Below are 16,347 nucleotides of genomic sequence, written 5' to 3'. Positions count from 1 at the left end.
AAAGTATGGTATGATGTATAGGTGTTAAGTGTATGCGGTTTTGAAGGTATATCTAGCGTAGGGGATTGGTCAAATGGTATGATAGGGGTCTCCAAAACCTTTGGTGGGAGTTCGATTCTCTCATCCCCTGTATTAGGAAAGAGTGAAGATACAAAATCTTCACTCTTTTTTCGTATTGTTTAAAAGAAAAGTCTAACAGAACAGGATTTACAGAATTTTAAGATATTTTTGTAAAGCAGGACTGTTTTTTATGGTGTAAATAAGGTACAATAGAGCCACAGAACATATTCAAAAATAATGAAAAATGAAACATGAGAAGGGAGTGGGTGTAACGTGAGCAGAGAAAAGAATGGAAGCCGCGGCACGGTAAAAGCTGTCATTTATCTTCTGATCGTAGTAATCCTTGCTGGAATGGTTGTTTATCTGACGCAGTCGCTGCGGCGGGACCGGGAGCCGGAGATTACGGGGACGTTTATTGACAGTAAGCTGGAGGCGGCGGGGGAGCTGACGTCGGCGAAGATGATTTATAACGGGCTGATTCATTACTCGGACGGGTCGATTCCGTTTCTGACGCAGAAGGCGTTTAATATGACATACCGTGCAGAGGTACGTGCGGGCGTGAATCTCGCGAAGGCGAATACGGAGGTGACGGATTCGGAAGTAACAGTTACACTTCCGGCAGTGGAGATTTTTGATATTTCCATCGACAATGATTCCATCCAGTATTACGATGAGAAGGCAGCGCTTCTGAACTGGGAGCGGAAGGAAGATGCGATGGATGCAATCGCGAGTGCGAAGGAGGATGTAGAGCAGCAGACGAAAGAAATGGATGACCTGGAAACGATGGCACAGGAACAGGCGAAAACATTGATTACCGGAATGCTGTCCGAGACGGTCGGGGACAAGACATTGGTTGTAAAATTTGAAAAATAGTACATAGGCGGGATGTCGGCACTTCTTTTTTGGGGATAAAAAAAGGAGGGCCGGTATTTCTTCTGACAGAAACACCGGCATTATGAAAAAGAAAAATCTATATAAATTGGAAAGAATATTAGGTTGGGACAACGGTTGAAAGATAGAGGAAGATGACTTGTTGTCCCTTTGTTTTGATACGTTTAGTATAGTTGTCATATGTGAGGAAAGTGTGAATGGAGTTTGAAGAAACTTTGAAAAGATTTGTGAATGGCGCGGGTGAACATCGGAACATCCCAACGCCCGGATATCGCCGAATTTGCATAGAATTAACTTGAAAGTGAACACTGCTTCATGGTACAATCGTTTGGCATGTGTGAAATATGAGTTATATTTGAGAGGACAAAAACTATGGACTATAAACTGTTGCTGGACACTGCGGTCATGGCGGGAGAAATCCTGCTGGAAAGCGGGGCGGAGACGTGGCGGGTGGAGGATACCATGCTGCGGATGCTGCGCATGTCCGGCCTGAAAACTGCGGATGTACTGGCGCTGACGACCGGCTTTGTGGTAACGCTCGACGACCCGGCGATGGATTCCATGACTGTTATGCGCAGCGTAGAGAGCCGTGCAACGGATCTGAACCGGATCCATGCGGTCAATCAGCTTTCCCGCGATTTCTGCGAAGGAAATATCGACCTGGATGCGCTGTTCCACCGGGTGCGGGATATCTATCGTGCCAAGTCGGAAATTAAAAAAAATCTGCTCGCGATGATGGCGACGACCGCAGGCTTTGCAATCATGTTCGGAGCCGGGTTCTACGAAGTGCTGGCATCTGCACTTGCAGGTTTTATATCAGGAATCGGTGTTTACGGAGGAAAAAAAGCCGGGATGCAGTCGTTTCTTGTGAACTGTATCGGGTCATTTTTGCTGGCGGTCACATCTATTCTCTGTGTTCATTACCTGCCGGGGACCATGGATCTGAACGTCATTATCATTGCATCGATCATGCCCCTCGTACCGGGTGTGGCGATCACGAATGCGGTGTATGATACCCTGCACGGCGACTACATTTCCGGTGCGGCACGGATGCTTGAGGCGTTTGTAACCGCTGCGGCCATCGCAATCGGCGTGGGACTTGGCATGCTGCTGCTCCGTCCACTGGTGCGGTAGAGAAAACCGATACAGAAAAAAGATGAGGTTAAAGCAAAAATATGAGAATAGCAGGTGAAATCATCCTGAAATCCCTTGGAGCCTGGGTTGCAATCTGGGGATTTTCAAGACTGTTGAACGCACCAAAAAAGCTGGAATGCTACACGGCCGGTGTCGGTATGATCGGCTGGGCGGTCTATCTGATCGTGGAAGTATTCAACGACGGCATTCTGATGAAGAACTTTCTTGCCGCCGTTGCCGTCGCCCTGGTTTCCCAGGCAATGGCGCGTCATTTCAAAGCGCCGGTGATCCTTTTCGTGATCCCGGGCATTCTTCCGATGGTGCCGGGAGCCGGTATGTACCGCATCGTCTACTCGATCGTTATGGGGCCGGAAAACATGGTTGGAACGTATCTTTTAGAGACAGCGACCGCGGCAGGCGCAATTGCCCTTGGAATTTTCCTCGGAGAAGCGCTGCAGAAGGTATTTTTTTACGAATTCCATAGGTGATTTACGAAAAAAGTGAGAAATTTGCCAAAACCAAATTTTTGGCTTTTTTTTGTCGGATTTTATGATATACTTAACAGTGTATATGCCCTTGGACGAAAGAAGAAATCTATAGGGGCATTTTTAAGGAAAAAAGAAGAGAAGTAAGTAAAGTGCAGACACAGAACTATGAGGAGCAAAAAATATGAAGTTTGAAGATGATGATTTAAAGGACGGTAAACTTTGGGCTGCCCTGCAAAAAGAGATTGACCGTGACCTGGCGGAAAAGGAGAGCGGTGAAACATTCCAGGAAGAACTGGCAGACATCGAAGACTCCATTGAATTTGAAAGCAAAGAAACAAAAAGCGAAGATCACATCCCGGATGAGACTGCAAATTTAAGTAATCTGCGAAGTGTCCTTGAGGCAACTGAGCGTGCAAAAGACGAAGAAGCGAAGCAGAAAATGAAGCAGACCAAAGTGGAGCCTGTGACGCAGGACATCGAGATTCCGGAATTTACAGAAGAGGAAGAAGAAATCGAAGAGACGCCGGCGGAGACAAAAACAGAATCGGAACCGGAAGAAGTGATGGTGGATGATGATCTGATCATCAACGATCCATTCGCAGATGAGGATGATCTGCTGGGAGAAGAGAAGACAGAGACCAAGGGTTCGGAGAAAGAAGTGCTTGGTGATCAGGTGGAAGCCGCAATGGAGCGCCTCGTCAGCGACACGGTAGGCCATATCCCAATGCCGGAAATAGACGATGAGGATGATGACTACGACGATTATGAGGATGACGACGAAGAGTACATTCCGCATGGCGCAAAACCGCAGAAGAAAAAGGGAAAAGGCGGTGCGGTTATCGCCGTTGCAGCCGTTGCTGTTATTGCTGTGGGAGGCTTTTTCTATGGAAGCAAAATGTTCCATTACCAGAATTATTTTTTCAACGGAACAACCATCAACGGAGTAGACTGCTCGGATATGACGGCCAAAGAGGCAGAAACGAAAATCAAAGAGCAGGCTGCAAACTATACCTTAAATGTAAAATTCAAAGACAATGATACGAAGAGTGTCAGCGGAAAAGACATCGACTACACCTACGCCGGAGACGGCAGCGTGGAGAGCGTGTTAAAGAAACAGAACAGTTTCCTCTGGTTCCTGGGAAATGGCGGAAAAGAGAAAGATTCCCAGGTCACCATGCAGTACAGTCAGGAAAAACTGGATGCGGTGATTGATGGATTTGACGAATTCCAGTCCGCAGACGGTGAGAATGCACCGGCCAGCGCCTACATCACCTTCCAGAACAATGAGTTTGAGATTGTGGATGCTGTTATGGGTGAGGGAATGGATCTTACCCTTGCAAAACAGTGCATCGAAAACGCGCTGATCAATGCGGATACCGAAGTGGATCTTGAAAAAGCAGGCGTTTACGACGGAACCTTGGTAACAGCAGATGACGAAACACTGAATGCACAGAAGGATCAGTTAAATGAACTGGTACGCGCAAGTATCACATACAGTATGCCGGATGGAACAACACAGGTTCTTGACGGAAATACCATGAAAGACTGGCTGGCGGTCGATGCGGATGGAAATTATTCCAAAGATGAAAACCAGTGGAATGAAAGAGTAAAAGAATATGTGGCAAATCTTGCGGCAGCGATTGATACCGATGGCAAGGATCACACCTTCCCGGCAACCGGTATCGAAGGCGGCGTGACCATCAGCCAGGAAGGCTACGGATGGAAAGTGGATCAGGAGCAGGAGATTGCAAAGATCGCAGAAGAAGTAGATGCTCACGCAGCAGATGCAAGAGAGCCGCAGTATGCGCAGAGAGAGTTTGCTGCTTCCACAGAGAACAACGGATTCGGCAAGACGTATGTTGAGGTTGATGCCAGCCGTCAGCATATCTGGCTCTACAAAGATGGAAATCTGGTTGTCGACGGTGACTGTGTAACCGGTCTGATGGAGCAGAGCAGCTACACGAAGCCGGGTATCTACACAACCGCAGCAAAAGAAAGCCAGAAAAAACTGCACGGAGAGCTTCAGGCAGACGGCAGCTATTCCTGGGAAAGAGATGTGGATTCCTGGATTCCGTTCAACGGAGAGATTGGTTTCTACGATGCTTCCTGGAGAAGCAGTTTCGGCGGAAACCTGTATCTGACTGCAGGATCGACGACAGGATCTGTTGCACTTCCGACTGCAGTGGCACAGGCATTATATGACAATGTCGATGACGGAACACCGGTTATCATTTACTATTCCGAAGCTTATGAGGTAAGTGAAGACACGCTTACTGTGACACAGGCACCGGAAGCAGATGACGAAAATGTCGATGATACGACGAATACCACGACAGTAACGCCGACGAGAACGCCATCCTACACGTACGATGATTACACGCCGTCAACTCCATCAACCCCATCAACCCCATCAACTCCATCGACCCCGTCTACGCCGGAACCGACCGCAGCACCGACCGAGATCCCGTCTACGCCGGAGCCGACCGTAGCACCGACCGAGACCCCGTCCACACCGGAACCGAGCGCACCGGATCAGGGAGACCATACGGGTGACGATGATTACCCAGGTAAGGGCGAGAGCTGAGAAAAGAAGAAATAGAACATAAAAAATACGCATTCCGTTATCAAAACAGGAATGCGTATTTTTTATGAGAAAGAAACTGTTAAAAATTAATTTTCCGGTACGAACAGTGTGACAAGATCCATCGGGGAAGTGATGGTGTAGTCCGGGTTTTCGGTCTGACCAAAACCGTATGCGGCATGGACAAACGGGATTCCGGCCTCGTGTGTCGCCTTGTAGTCGCCGTCGGTATCGCCGACATAGACCGCGTGCTGCAGATGGTTCTGTTCGATGATTGTACGGATGTTGTCTGCCTTTGCCTTTCCGGTATCGCCAGGACAGAGATGGCCTTTGAAATAGTGACCGAGGCCTGTGGCTTCCAGAAAAACTTCGATATAGCCCGCCTGGCAGTTGCTTACGATATAAAGCGGGTAATGTCTGGAAAGAATAGAAAGTGCATCGACAAGTCCCGGATAAACAGGAGCCGGTGTCGCAAGAAGTGCCTCATGCTCTTTGGCACAGCATGCCTCGATCAGTTCTAACTGGCGCTCCTTTGGATATTCGTGGAAAATGACGGCGGCGATATCCGGGAGCAGGCGGCCGAACAGGCCTTTTAACACGGCTCCGGTGAGGTTTGGTGTCATATCAGTTTCTTTTTCCATAATCTGATTCCATGCGTCGGCAACAACGTCTGTGGAGTCCCACAGGGTGCCGTCCACATCAAAAATAATACTGTCGATCAAAAGAGTTTTTCCTCCATATCTTAAGGGTTTTGGTTATTCTTTTAAAGTATTTATTAATTTTAATCAAAAACACGTGAGAGCGCAATGTTTATTTTGCATTTTGGAGGAAAATGTGGCAAAATAAGAATGATATATTAACAGGAGATTACTATGCAGGACACAATCACAAAGCCATTATTGAAATGGTATGGCGAAAATAAAAGAGTGCTGCCGTGGAGAGAAAAAAAGAACCCGTATGAAATCTGGGTTTCCGAGATTATGCTCCAGCAGACGAGGGTGGAGGCGGTCAAGCCGTTTTATGAGCGGTTTATGCGTGAACTGCCCAATGTCGCAGCACTTGCGGTCTGTCCCGAGGAAAAGCTTTTGAAGCTCTGGGAAGGCCTTGGTTACTATAACCGTGTGCGGAATATGCAGAAGGCCGCACAGAAAATTATGGAAGTGTATGACGGTGTATTTCCGGCAGATTACGAAGCCTTAAAAGGACTTCCGGGAATTGGAAATTACACAGCGGGAGCCGTTGCATCGATCGCGTTTTGCATTCCGGTGCCGGCGGTGGACGGAAATGTGCTTCGTGTGATGGCACGCCTCCGGGAGGACGGTGAGGACATTTTAAAGCAGTCCGTGAAAAACCGCGTGGAAGCGGAATTGACCGAAATCATGCCGGCAGAAGATCCGGGAGCCTTCAATCAGGCGATGATGGATCTCGGCGCAATGGTCTGTCTGCCGAACGGAGCACCAAAATGTGAAGTCTGTCCGCTTTTTGACCAGTGTCTGGCGGGACAGCATCAGACCTGGACGGAATATCCGTTTAAAAAGAGCGCAAAGCCGCGCAGAATCGAAGACAGAACCGTTCTGTTATTTCTGGACGGTGCGCACACAGCAGTGCGGAAACGGCCGAAAAAAGGACTTCTGGCGGGACTTTACGAGTTCCCGAACTTCGATGGCGTGCTCTCCGAACAGGAAGCACTTGAAGAGGCAGAAAAATTCGGCGTGACGCCGCTTCATATTCAGGCATTGCCGCCGTACAAGCACATTTTTTCCCATGTCGAGTGGCATATCACAGGATACGCCATTAAAATTGCAGGAAACGATGTGGAGCAGGAAGGGGAAGAAAAAGCCGGATTGATTTTTGCGGATGCGAAAACTGCGGCTGAAAGATATGCCATTCCGTCTGCGTTTGCGGAATACGCAAAATACACAGATCTGGAACGTGCCTGAAACGGCAGAAGAGCAAAAAAGAGCAGGGAGAAAAAAGATGAAGATTTTATCAATTGCAGTACCATGCTATAATTCAGAAGCATATATGGAGAAATGTATCGATTCGCTGCTGGTCGGCGGAGAAGAAGTAGAAATTCTGATCGTGGACGATGGTTCCAAGGACGGAACCACAGAGATTGCAGACCGCTATCAGGAAAAATATCCGACGATTGTAAAAGCGATTCATCAGGAAAACAAGGGCCACGGCGGAGCAGTCAACACGGGTGTGGAAAATGCGACGGGTCTGTACTTTAAGGTTGTGGACAGTGATGACTGGGTAAACCCAGAGGCATACCAGAAGATTTTAAATGTTCTGGCAGAAGTCGTACGCGGACCGAAAACACTCGACCTTCTGATCAGTAACTATGTGTATGAAAAAGAGGGCGCCAAGAGAAAACGTGTGATGCGCTATGCGAAATCGCTGCCGGAAGGCCGCTTTTTCGGATGGGATGAGGCGAAAGCTCTCGGCAAAACACATTATCTGCTGATGCATTCGCTGATTTACCGGACTTCTCTTTTAAGAGAGTGCGGCATGAAGCTGCCGGAGCACACCTTCTATGTGGATAATCTGGTTGCGTTTATTCCGCTTCCGTACGTCAAAACGATGTATTATCTCGATGTCAATTTCTACCGCTACTTTATTGGAAGAGCCGACCAGTCGGTTAACGAGAAAGTCATGATCGGCAGAATTGACCAGCAGATCCGTGTCAACAAGCTGATGATCGATTACCTTGGTGAACAGAAAGGGCTGTCGAAGTACCTGCGGAAATATATGATCAGCTATCTGACCATTATTATGACGGTTTCTTCCGTGATGATGATGCGCTCTGGAACGGAAGAAAATCTCGAGAAAAAGAACGATCTGTGGAGATACCTGAAGCAGGAGGATGCAGCCGATTACTTCCGCATCCGCCACGGCATTTTCGGAACTGTTATGAGCAGCAAATCAAAACCGGGACAGAAAATTGCAGTCTATGCCTACAAGGTAGCGCAGAAGCTGTATGGATTTAACTAGAAAGTAACGAAGCGGAGGAACGAACAATGCGAGTAGGAATGGGTTACGATGTGCATAAACTGGTGGAAAACCGGAAACTGATTCTGGGCGGTGTGGAAATCCCGTATGAATATGGCCTTCTGGGACATTCCGATGCAGATGTGCTGGTCCATGCCATTATGGATGCGCTTCTCGGCGCTGCAGCACTGCGGGACATCGGACGCCATTTTCCGGACAATGATCCGGCGTATGAGGGCGCAGACAGCATCGAACTGCTGAAAAAAGTGGGTGAGATGCTCGAGGAGCGGATGTATCTGATTGAAAATATCGATGCAACCGTTATTGCACAAAAGCCGAAGCTCCTGCCATACATCGACACGATGGTGAAAAATGTGGCGGAGGCGCTTCATCTCGAAGAGGATCAGGTCAATATCAAGGCAACGACCGAGGAAGGACTTGGCTTTACCGGAAAGAAAGAGGGAATTTCCGCACAGGCGATCTGCTGCATTTCCAAGGCACTCGACCTGATGCCGGACGACCGGATCGCAGGCGGATGCAGCGGCTGCCCAGGATGCGCAAAGAACGCAGAAGAATAAAAGAGAAATGCGATTGCACAAGGCCGGAAGATGTGGTAGACTGGAAGAAGAATAAGGGAGTAGTCGGCGGCATACGTGACGCTATAAGGCCAACAACCGAAGAAAAAGCATTTCTTCTGGCTTTGTATGAAATGACAAGACTTATCTGTATCAACAAATATGGTGCGGATAGGTCTTTTTCTATATAGAAAGAGACCGGTGTACCAGTGGGAACTTATCACAGGAACGCAAAAAGCGTTTTCAGAAGAAAGGACGGATGGAAATGAAAGAGTATCTGGAAAAAAGTTCGAAGATTCTTGATGAGTTACAGACAACGGAGCAGGGACTTTCCGAGGCGGAAGCTGCGCGGCGGCTTTCCGAACACGGACCTAACCGGCTGGCGGCGGGAAAAAAGAAGAGCAATCTGCAGCGGTTTTTCGAAGAGCTGAAAGACCCGATGATCCTGATCCTGCTCGCCGCAGCGCTGATTTCCGGCATCACATCGGCGTATGAAGGCGAATCGTACGCTGATGTGGTCATTATTCTCACCGTTGTCATCATTAATGCGGTGCTCGGTGTTCTGCAGGAGAGCAAGGCAGAGAAAGCGATTGAAGCTCTGCAGGAGATCGCGGCAGCCACGTCGAAGGTGATGCGCGGCGGGAAAATGGAAGTGAAAAAGAGCGAGGAGCTCGTACCCGGTGATATTGTAATTCTCGAAGCGGGCGATGCTGTTCCGGCGGATGGCCGTATTTTAGAGAGCGCCAGCATGAAAATCGAGGAAGCAGCGCTGACCGGAGAATCTGTCCCGGTCAATAAAACAGCGGATGTTCTGAACGCCGGCGCAGCCAGCGAGGTTCCGCTCGGGGACCGGAAAAACATGGTCTATATGGGAAGCACCGTTGTCTATGGCCGCGGCCGCGCTGTTATCACCGGAACGGGTATGAAAACCGAGATGGGAAAAATCGCCCATGTTCTGACGCAGTCGGCGGATGAGAGCACACCGCTGCAGAAGCGGCTGAACCAGCTCAGCAAAATCTTAAGCGTGATGGTGCTCGCCATCTGTGCCGTGATTTTCATTGTCGGTATTTTAAAAGAGGGCGTGACGCCGCAGAACATCTTAAATACCTTTATGGTAGCCGTCAGCCTTGCCGTAGCGGCAATTCCGGAAGGACTTGCAGCAGTTGTCACAATCGTACTTTCCATCGGTGTGACCAAAATGTCAAAGCGGAATGCGGTGATCCGGAAACTGACGGCTGTCGAGACGCTCGGCTGTACGCAGGTGATCTGCTCGGATAAGACAGGAACGCTGACCCAGAATAAGATGACCGTGGTAAAACATGAGGGAAGCGATATAAAACGTCTCGTATCCGTTATGGCACTCTGCTCCGATGCGGAGCCGGATGAAAATGGCGAGGCAGTCGGAGAACCGACGGAATGTGCGTTGGTCAACGATGCGCAGAAAGAGGGATGCCCGAAGAAGAGCCTGTCCGTCCAGTATCCGCGTGTCGGGGAAGCGCCATTTGATTCGATGCGGAAACGCATGACAACGATCCACCGCGCAAACGACGGAACGTATTTTTCCTGCACAAAAGGCGCACCGGATGAGATTCTGAAGCGGTGTACCTCCGTTTGGCGTGATGGCAGAAAACAGCCGATGACAGAAGCATTCCGGCAGGAAATCCTGTCGCAGAACAAGGCGATGGCAGACCAGGCACTCCGCGTGCTGGCGGCAGCAGGAAGAGCGTGGAACCAGATGCCGTCCTCCCAGGAGCCGGACTTTCTGGAGCAGGATCTCTGCTTTTTAGGACTTTGCGGTATGATTGATCCGGTGCGGCCGGAAGTAGTCGATGCGATCCGGGAATGCCGCGGGGCAGGCATCCGTCCGGTGATGATTACGGGTGACCACAAAGACACAGCGGTTGCTATTGCAAAAGAGCTGGGTATTCTGGAGGCGGGCTGGAAAGCGGTAACGGGAGCCGAGATTGACCAGTTAAGCGATGAGGAGCTTGACCGGAGAATCGAGGAATATGCTGTTTACGCACGCGTCCAGCCGGAGCATAAAGTGCGGATTGTCGATGCGTGGAAGCGGAAAGGCAGAATCACCGCGATGACAGGAGACGGAGTCAACGATGCGCCGTCGATCAAGCGTGCGGATATCGGCATCGGAATGGGCATCACGGGAACGGATGTGACGAAAAACGTGGCAGATATGGTGCTCGCGGACGACAACTTTGCGACGATCATCGCGGCGGTTGAGGAAGGAAGACGAATCTACGATAATATCCGCAAGGCAATTCAGTTCCTTCTGGCATCGAACCTTGCCGAGGTGCTGTCGATTTTCTGCGCGACGCTGATGGGCTTTACGATTTTAAATCCGGTGCATCTGCTCTGGATCAACCTGATTACGGACTGCTTCCCGGCGCTGGCGCTCGGTATGGAGGACGGTGAGGCAGACATCATGAAACGCCCGCCGAGAAATGCGGATGACGGTATTTTTGCGGACGGCCTCGGCTTTGATGTTGCGTTTCAGGGCATCGTGATTACGGTGCTGACGCTGGCGTCCTACTTCATCGGCCACTATCTGGAAGCCGGCCGCTGGGAAATCGTCAACAGCCCGGACGGCATGTCGATGGCGTTTCTGACACTCTCTATGGTGGAAATTTTCCATTCCTTCAATATGAGATCACGGAAAGGTTCTATTTTCCATATGAAGCATCAGAACAAGTATCTGTGGGGCGCGATGGCACTCTCATTTGTCCTCACATCCGCCGTCATTTACATCCCGGTACTGTCGAGTGCGTTCGGTTTTGAGCGGATCAGCGCGTTGGAATATGATGTGGCGATCGGCCTTGGACTGCTTGTCATTCCGGCGGTCGAAATCAGCAAGTGGATCCGGCGGAAATTTGCTTGACAAACGAGAAAAATTTGCATAAACTAGAACAAACGGAAACAGAAAAAGGCTTGGAACGGAAAAAGTAGAAAATCAGAATTGTTTCACAGAGAATGGCAGACAAATGGGGCTGGAAGCTGCCTGAAACGAGGGTTTTTGAAGTGCGTCCGGAAGCTGGCCGGGTGAAGCGGAAAAAGTGGGTAGTCCGGCACGGGTCCTGCACGTTATGCAGAAGAAAAGAAGAGGGCATGCATGCCCTTAAAGTAAAGTGGAACCACGGAGCTATTTCGTCTTTATCGGAGATGAAACAGCTCCGTTTTTGAATATTGCCCTTCGGGCAAAAAAGGTGGTAAGAAATAAAAATCTGAAAAAGTCCTGGCAGGAGGCAAGGAGAGGAAAGATGAGTTTTTTCGCGTATTTTAAAGAGGAATTTCAGGTGATTCAGGAGCGGGATCCGGCGATACATTCTCCCATGGAAGTCTTGCTGTATCCTTCATTTCGTGTTATGCTGAAGTACAGACGGGCGCACAAGCTATATCTGAAAGGCCATTACTTTCTGGCCAGGTGGATTTCACAGCGGGCAGCGAGAAAAACCGGTATCGAAATCCATCCGGGTGCGACGATCGGAAAGGGATTGTTTATTGATCATGGTTCTGGTGTGATTATCGGAGAAACAGCCATTATCGGAGACAACGTGACGCTGTATCAGGGCGTGACGCTTGGCGGTAATGGTAAGGAGACCGGGAAACGTCATCCGACGCTGAAGGACAATGTTATGGTCAGCGCCGGTGCGAAGATCATCGGATCGTTTACGATCGGGGAAAACTCCAAAATCGGAGCCGGATCGGTTGTGATCGAGGAGGTTCCGCCGAACTGTACCGTCGTCGGCGTGCCGGGGCACATTGTGAAGCAGAATGATGTGCGGATTCCGAGAAAAAGCATGGATCACATTCATCTGCCGGACCCGATTTTCGAGGATATCAAAGTACTGCAGCAGGAGAATACGGAGCTTACGAACCGTGTGCTCGAGCTGGAGGGCGAGCTGCGTCAGATGAGGAAAAAAGAAAGGACAGAACAGAAGTGACGGAAGTGGGCAAAGAGACAGAAAACGAGGAGCTTTTTCCAGAGGCGGTTTTCGGGGAGAAGGATTATCTTTCGGAGGTATTCGGACTGGAACAGCATGACATCCGCATGTATTCGCCGCTTACGCTGGCCTACATCGGGGATGCTGCGTATGAGATCGTCATCCGCACGATTCTGGTGCGGAAAGCAAATATGCAGGTCAACAAGCTGCACCGCCATGCGGCAGGGCTTGTAAAGGCGGAGAAACAGTCGGCGATGATTGAAATTCTGGAGCCGCTGTTTACCGAAGAGGAAAAACAGATTTATAAAAGAGGCAGAAATGCGAAATCCTATACCAAGGCAAAAAATGCGTCCACGATCGACTACCGCCGGGCAACCGGGTTTGAGGCCGTGATGGGGTATCTGTACCTGAAAGGGGATTACAAGCGGATGATCGACCTGATCCGGGCAGGACTTGGCGAAGTGTGAGAGCAGATAAGATTCAGAAAATAAGAAAGAAGCGGCAGGGCAGTGGGGCTTTTGAAAAAGCAAAAGTTCCCACTGCTTTTGGGACCGCGGAACAGGAATGATATGAGAGAAAACAACAGAAACGACAAGAGAAACTTTGAGAGAAGAGACGGAAAAAAACGTGACTTTAAGGGGAAACGAGATTACCGTGACAGAGACAGAAAACAGGAAGTACAGCAGGCGGATGAGGAGTTTACAGGCGGCATGGTAGAGGGAAGAAACGCTGTCATCGAGGCGTTCCGCTCCGGCAAGACCGTGGACAAGCTGTTCGTCCTTGCAAGCAGCCAGGACGGCCCGATCCGCACGATCATCCGTGAGGCGAAAAAACACGATACCATCATCAATTATGTAGAAAAAGAACGTCTTGACGAGCTGTCCACCACCGGAAAGCATCAGGGTGTCATTGCACAGGTGGCTTCCTACAGTTATGCAACCGTTGAGGACATCCTCGCGCGCGCAGAGGAGAAAGGGGAGCCGCCATTTATCCTTCTGCTGGACGGCATTGAGGATCCGCATAACCTCGGTGCGATCATCCGTACCGCAAACCTGGCAGGTGCACATGGTGTCATCGTGCCGAAGCACCGCGCAGTCGGCCTGACAGCAACCGTTGCCAAAACGTCGGCAGGTGCATTAAATTACACACCGGTGGCAAAGGTGACGAATCTGGTGCAGACCATGGAAATGCTGAAGGAAAAGGGCATCTGGTTTGTCTGCGCGGACATGAACGGACAGAGAATGTATGATCTCGACCTCAAAGGACCGATCGGCCTTGTAATCGGAAATGAGGGAGAGGGTGTCAGCCGTCTGGTGAGAGAAAACTGCGACTTCACAGCCACAATTCCGATGAAAGGCGATATCGACTCTCTGAACGCTTCCGTGGCAGCCGGCGTGCTCGCTTATGAGATTGTAAGACAGAGAAGCTGCTAGAAATTGCGGAAAATCACATTACGCTCCGGCGGAAGAAAGATGAAGGATACAAGAGATATGATGGTGAAAGATTACGATACCTGTACGGATGAGGAGCTGATTGCGCGTCTGCGGGCAGGAGAACGCGAGATTACCGATTATCTGATCGACAAATACAAATCGCTGGTGCGGACCAGGGCGAGGGCGCTGTACCTGGTGGGCGGAGATCACGAGGATCTGATCCAGGAGGGCATGCTCGGACTTTTTAAGGCAGTGCGTGACTACAAACCGGGGAAGGAGGCATCGTTTGCCACCTTCGCCGGCCTGTGCATCGACCGTCAGATGTATTCGGCAGTGGCATCGTCCCAGCGCCAGAAGCATCAGCCGCTGAACAGCTTCGTCTCGTTAAGTGAACCGGTTTCCGAGCAGGAGCTGCGCCTGGTGGACGAGGAGACACCGGAGGAGATCATGATCAGCCGGGAAAACGTAATCGGCATGCATGAGCGGATCAAAGAACGGCTCAGCAAATTTGAGTACCAGGTGCTGGAATTGTATCTGAAAGGGTACGATTATACGCAGATTGCAGAAAAACTTGGAAAGCAGCCGAAGGCAATCGACAATGCACTGCAGAGAATCCGCAGTAAAGTGCGGGAGGTCTGTTCGTGAGATGGAAAAACGACCGAAAAAATTACGGCGAATTGTCAAAAGCGCAGGAAAATCTGTGAACAAATAAAAATTTTCAAATTTGTAGAAAAAACTGTTGACAATTCACTATAGTTTTGATAGAATACCAAATGTAGCAAGGAGCTAACAAAAAAACAAAACAACTTGCGAGTGCTGATGTGGCTCAGTCGGTAGAGCGTCGCCTTGGTAAGGCGGAGGTCACGGGTTCGATTCCCGTCATCAGCTTACTAAGAAAGATCCCGGGAAACCGGGATCTTTTCGTTATATAAAAACAACGGGAGACAGATCGGAAAAAACGAGGTGAAAAGAATGGAGTCAAAACGTAAGGTACTGCAGAAGCTGTTCCTTTCCACGCTGTATCTGAGCGCGTTTACGTTCGGAGGCGGGTATGTGATTGTGACGCTGATGAAGAAAAAGTTCGTGGATGAGTACCACTGGATTGAGGAAAATGAGATGCTGGACCTGGTAGCGATTGCACAGTCGTCGCCGGGGCCGATTGCGGTAAACGGAGCGATTGTCGTCGGGTATAAGCTGGCGGGGCTGATCGGTGTGCTGGTTTCCATTATTGGAACGATTATTCCGCCGTTTCTGGTTATCTCTGTGATTTCGGTCTGCTACCAGGCGTTTCGGGATAATTTTTTTGTGAGTCAGATGCTGGAAGGGATGCAGGCAGGTGTCGGAGCAGTGATTGCATCTGTGACGTATGAGATGGGGACTGGTGTTGTAAAAGAAAAGGATCCATTTTCCTTGGTGATTCTTGTCTGTGCATTTGCTGCAGCCTGCTTTTTCAAGGTCAACGTGATTTACATTGTACTGGTCTGCGGTGCCATCGGTGCGGTGCGGACGATTCTGGCGAAACGGAGGAATGGGAAATGATTTATTTTCAGCTGTTTTTAAGCTTTTTCCAGATCGGCCTGTTCAGCTTCGGCGGAGGCTATGCCGCAATGCCGCTGATCCAGGGACAGGTAGTGCAGGGGTATGGCTGGCTTTCGATGTCGGAGTTTACCGATCTCATCACTCTTTCCCAGATGACACCAGGCCCGATCGCAGTCAATTCGGCCACTTTTGTCGGAAGTAAAATCGCCGGCATTCCAGGTGCACTCGCAGCAACCTTCGGATGCATTCTGCCGTCGTGCATTCTCGTTACGCTGCTGGCAAAGCTCTATCTGAAATATCGCGAAATGGCAATGCTCCAGGGCATCCTTCATTCCCTCCGCCCGGCGGTTGTGGCCATGATTGGTTCGGCAGGAATCTCGATCCTGGTCACGGCGTTCTGGGGCAGCGAAGGCGGAACGGTCATCCGGCTGGCCCAGACGAACTGGAGTCTTGTCGCGATTTTTATCATCTGCCTTGTTCTATTACGGAAAGGCAAAAAGAATCCCATCTTTGTGATGGTACTGGCCGGTGTGCTGAAGGTGATCCTGTCATTACTTGAGAAATTGATTTGACAAAGTCCACAGGAACAGGATCTTATCGAGCTGCTGACGTCCGAAAAGACAAGGCGCGATGTGATCCGGGCGGATGAAATCAAGGTCAAGAAGGAGGACTGGAGAAGACACCAGATGTGCGTGATAC

The 16,347-nt window shown here is 49.9% G+C and carries 15 protein-coding genes, 2 tRNA genes and 1 other annotated feature; of the genes, 16 read left to right on the top strand and 1 reads right to left on the bottom strand.

What is annotated here, in order from left to right; all coding sequences use genetic code 11:
* Positions 1-59: 59 nt before the first annotated feature.
* The 5 genes from DW642_RS07410 (at position 60) to DW642_RS07390 (ending at position 5,157) form a co-directional block, all read left to right on the top strand.
* Positions 60-130: transfer RNA gene (locus tag DW642_RS07410), tRNA-Trp, on the top strand.
* Positions 131-333: 203 nt separating this feature from the next.
* Complete coding sequence (locus DW642_RS07405) at positions 334-933, top strand: DUF4230 domain-containing protein (protein WP_117509750.1); 600 nt, start codon at positions 334-336, stop codon at positions 931-933.
* Between the two features lie 390 nt (positions 934-1,323).
* Entirely contained in the window at positions 1,324-2,085 is a 762-nt protein-coding gene (locus DW642_RS07400) for a threonine/serine exporter family protein (RefSeq protein WP_055221312.1), read from the top strand.
* A gap of 41 nt (positions 2,086-2,126) precedes the next feature.
* Positions 2,127-2,573, top strand: a complete 447-nt coding sequence (locus tag DW642_RS07395) for a threonine/serine exporter family protein (protein WP_022463061.1) — start codon at positions 2,127-2,129, stop codon at positions 2,571-2,573.
* Between the two features lie 181 nt (positions 2,574-2,754).
* The gene (locus tag DW642_RS07390) at positions 2,755-5,157 is read left to right on the top strand and encodes a L,D-transpeptidase family protein (RefSeq protein ID WP_117509749.1); all 2,403 of its coding nucleotides are present in this window, start codon (positions 2,755-2,757) and stop codon (positions 5,155-5,157) included.
* 86 nt (positions 5,158-5,243) lie between these two features.
* On the opposite strand, the gene DW642_RS07385 is transcribed toward DW642_RS07390, so the two are convergent.
* Complete coding sequence (locus DW642_RS07385) at positions 5,244-5,876, bottom strand: HAD family hydrolase (RefSeq protein ID WP_242991146.1); 633 nt, start codon at positions 5,874-5,876, stop codon at positions 5,244-5,246.
* Positions 5,877-6,026: 150 nt separating this feature from the next.
* Here DW642_RS07385 and mutY point away from each other — a divergent pair, with 150 nt between their 5' ends.
* The 11 genes from mutY to DW642_RS07325 all read left to right on the top strand — a co-directional run bounded on the left by mutY (position 6,027) and on the right by DW642_RS07325 (position 16,220).
* Entirely contained in the window at positions 6,027-7,094 is a 1,068-nt protein-coding gene (mutY, locus tag DW642_RS07380; protein ID WP_055227140.1) for an A/G-specific adenine glycosylase, read from the top strand.
* A 37-nt stretch (positions 7,095-7,131) separates the two neighbouring features.
* Positions 7,132-8,148 (top strand): glycosyltransferase family 2 protein, encoded by a 1,017-nt coding sequence (locus DW642_RS07375; protein WP_055227139.1) that lies wholly within the window; start codon positions 7,132-7,134, stop codon positions 8,146-8,148.
* Between the two features lie 26 nt (positions 8,149-8,174).
* Positions 8,175-8,723, top strand: a complete 549-nt coding sequence (gene ispF / locus DW642_RS07370; protein WP_022463066.1) for a 2-C-methyl-D-erythritol 2,4-cyclodiphosphate synthase — start codon at positions 8,175-8,177, stop codon at positions 8,721-8,723.
* Between the two features lie 262 nt (positions 8,724-8,985).
* Positions 8,986-11,613, top strand: a complete 2,628-nt coding sequence (locus tag DW642_RS07365) for a cation-translocating P-type ATPase (RefSeq protein WP_055267546.1) — start codon at positions 8,986-8,988, stop codon at positions 11,611-11,613.
* Positions 11,614-11,655: 42 nt separating this feature from the next.
* Positions 11,656-11,890: a binding site (T-box leader), on the top strand.
* Between the two features lie 102 nt (positions 11,891-11,992).
* Positions 11,993-12,676: a serine O-acetyltransferase EpsC gene (gene epsC, locus DW642_RS07355; RefSeq protein ID WP_055227154.1), complete on the top strand. Its 684-nt coding sequence runs from the start codon at positions 11,993-11,995 to the stop codon at positions 12,674-12,676.
* A 107-nt stretch (positions 12,677-12,783) separates the two neighbouring features.
* A complete protein-coding gene (locus DW642_RS07350) occupies positions 12,784-13,143 on the top strand; it encodes a Mini-ribonuclease 3 (RefSeq protein ID WP_055221333.1) in 360 nt (119 codons plus the stop codon).
* Between the two features lie 243 nt (positions 13,144-13,386).
* Positions 13,387-14,109: a 23S rRNA (guanosine(2251)-2'-O)-methyltransferase RlmB gene (gene rlmB, locus DW642_RS07345; protein ID WP_055221331.1), complete on the top strand. Its 723-nt coding sequence runs from the start codon at positions 13,387-13,389 to the stop codon at positions 14,107-14,109.
* Positions 14,110-14,148: 39 nt separating this feature from the next.
* On the top strand, positions 14,149-14,754 hold the full coding sequence (sigH, locus tag DW642_RS07340; protein ID WP_226906387.1) for an RNA polymerase sporulation sigma factor SigH: 606 nt from the start codon (positions 14,149-14,151) through the stop codon (positions 14,752-14,754).
* Between the two features lie 170 nt (positions 14,755-14,924).
* Positions 14,925-14,997 (top strand) — tRNA-Thr (locus tag DW642_RS07335).
* A gap of 84 nt (positions 14,998-15,081) precedes the next feature.
* Positions 15,082-15,648 carry a chromate transporter gene (locus tag DW642_RS07330; RefSeq protein WP_055227135.1) on the top strand — a complete coding sequence of 189 codons (567 nt, stop codon included), beginning with the start codon at positions 15,082-15,084 and terminating at the stop codon, positions 15,646-15,648.
* Complete coding sequence (locus DW642_RS07325; protein ID WP_055227134.1) at positions 15,645-16,220, top strand: chromate transporter; 576 nt, start codon at positions 15,645-15,647, stop codon at positions 16,218-16,220. The genes DW642_RS07330 and DW642_RS07325 overlap by 4 nt, the downstream gene beginning before the upstream one ends.
* The last annotated feature ends 127 nt before the right edge of the window (positions 16,221-16,347 follow it).

It is taken from the genome of Blautia sp. AM23-13AC (assembly GCF_003435675.1).
Taxonomy (GTDB): domain Bacteria; phylum Bacillota; class Clostridia; order Lachnospirales; family Lachnospiraceae; genus Fusicatenibacter; species Fusicatenibacter saccharivorans.
Note: the sequence above shows the minus strand (reverse complement) of the source record. Positions and strands in the feature narration are given on the sequence as shown.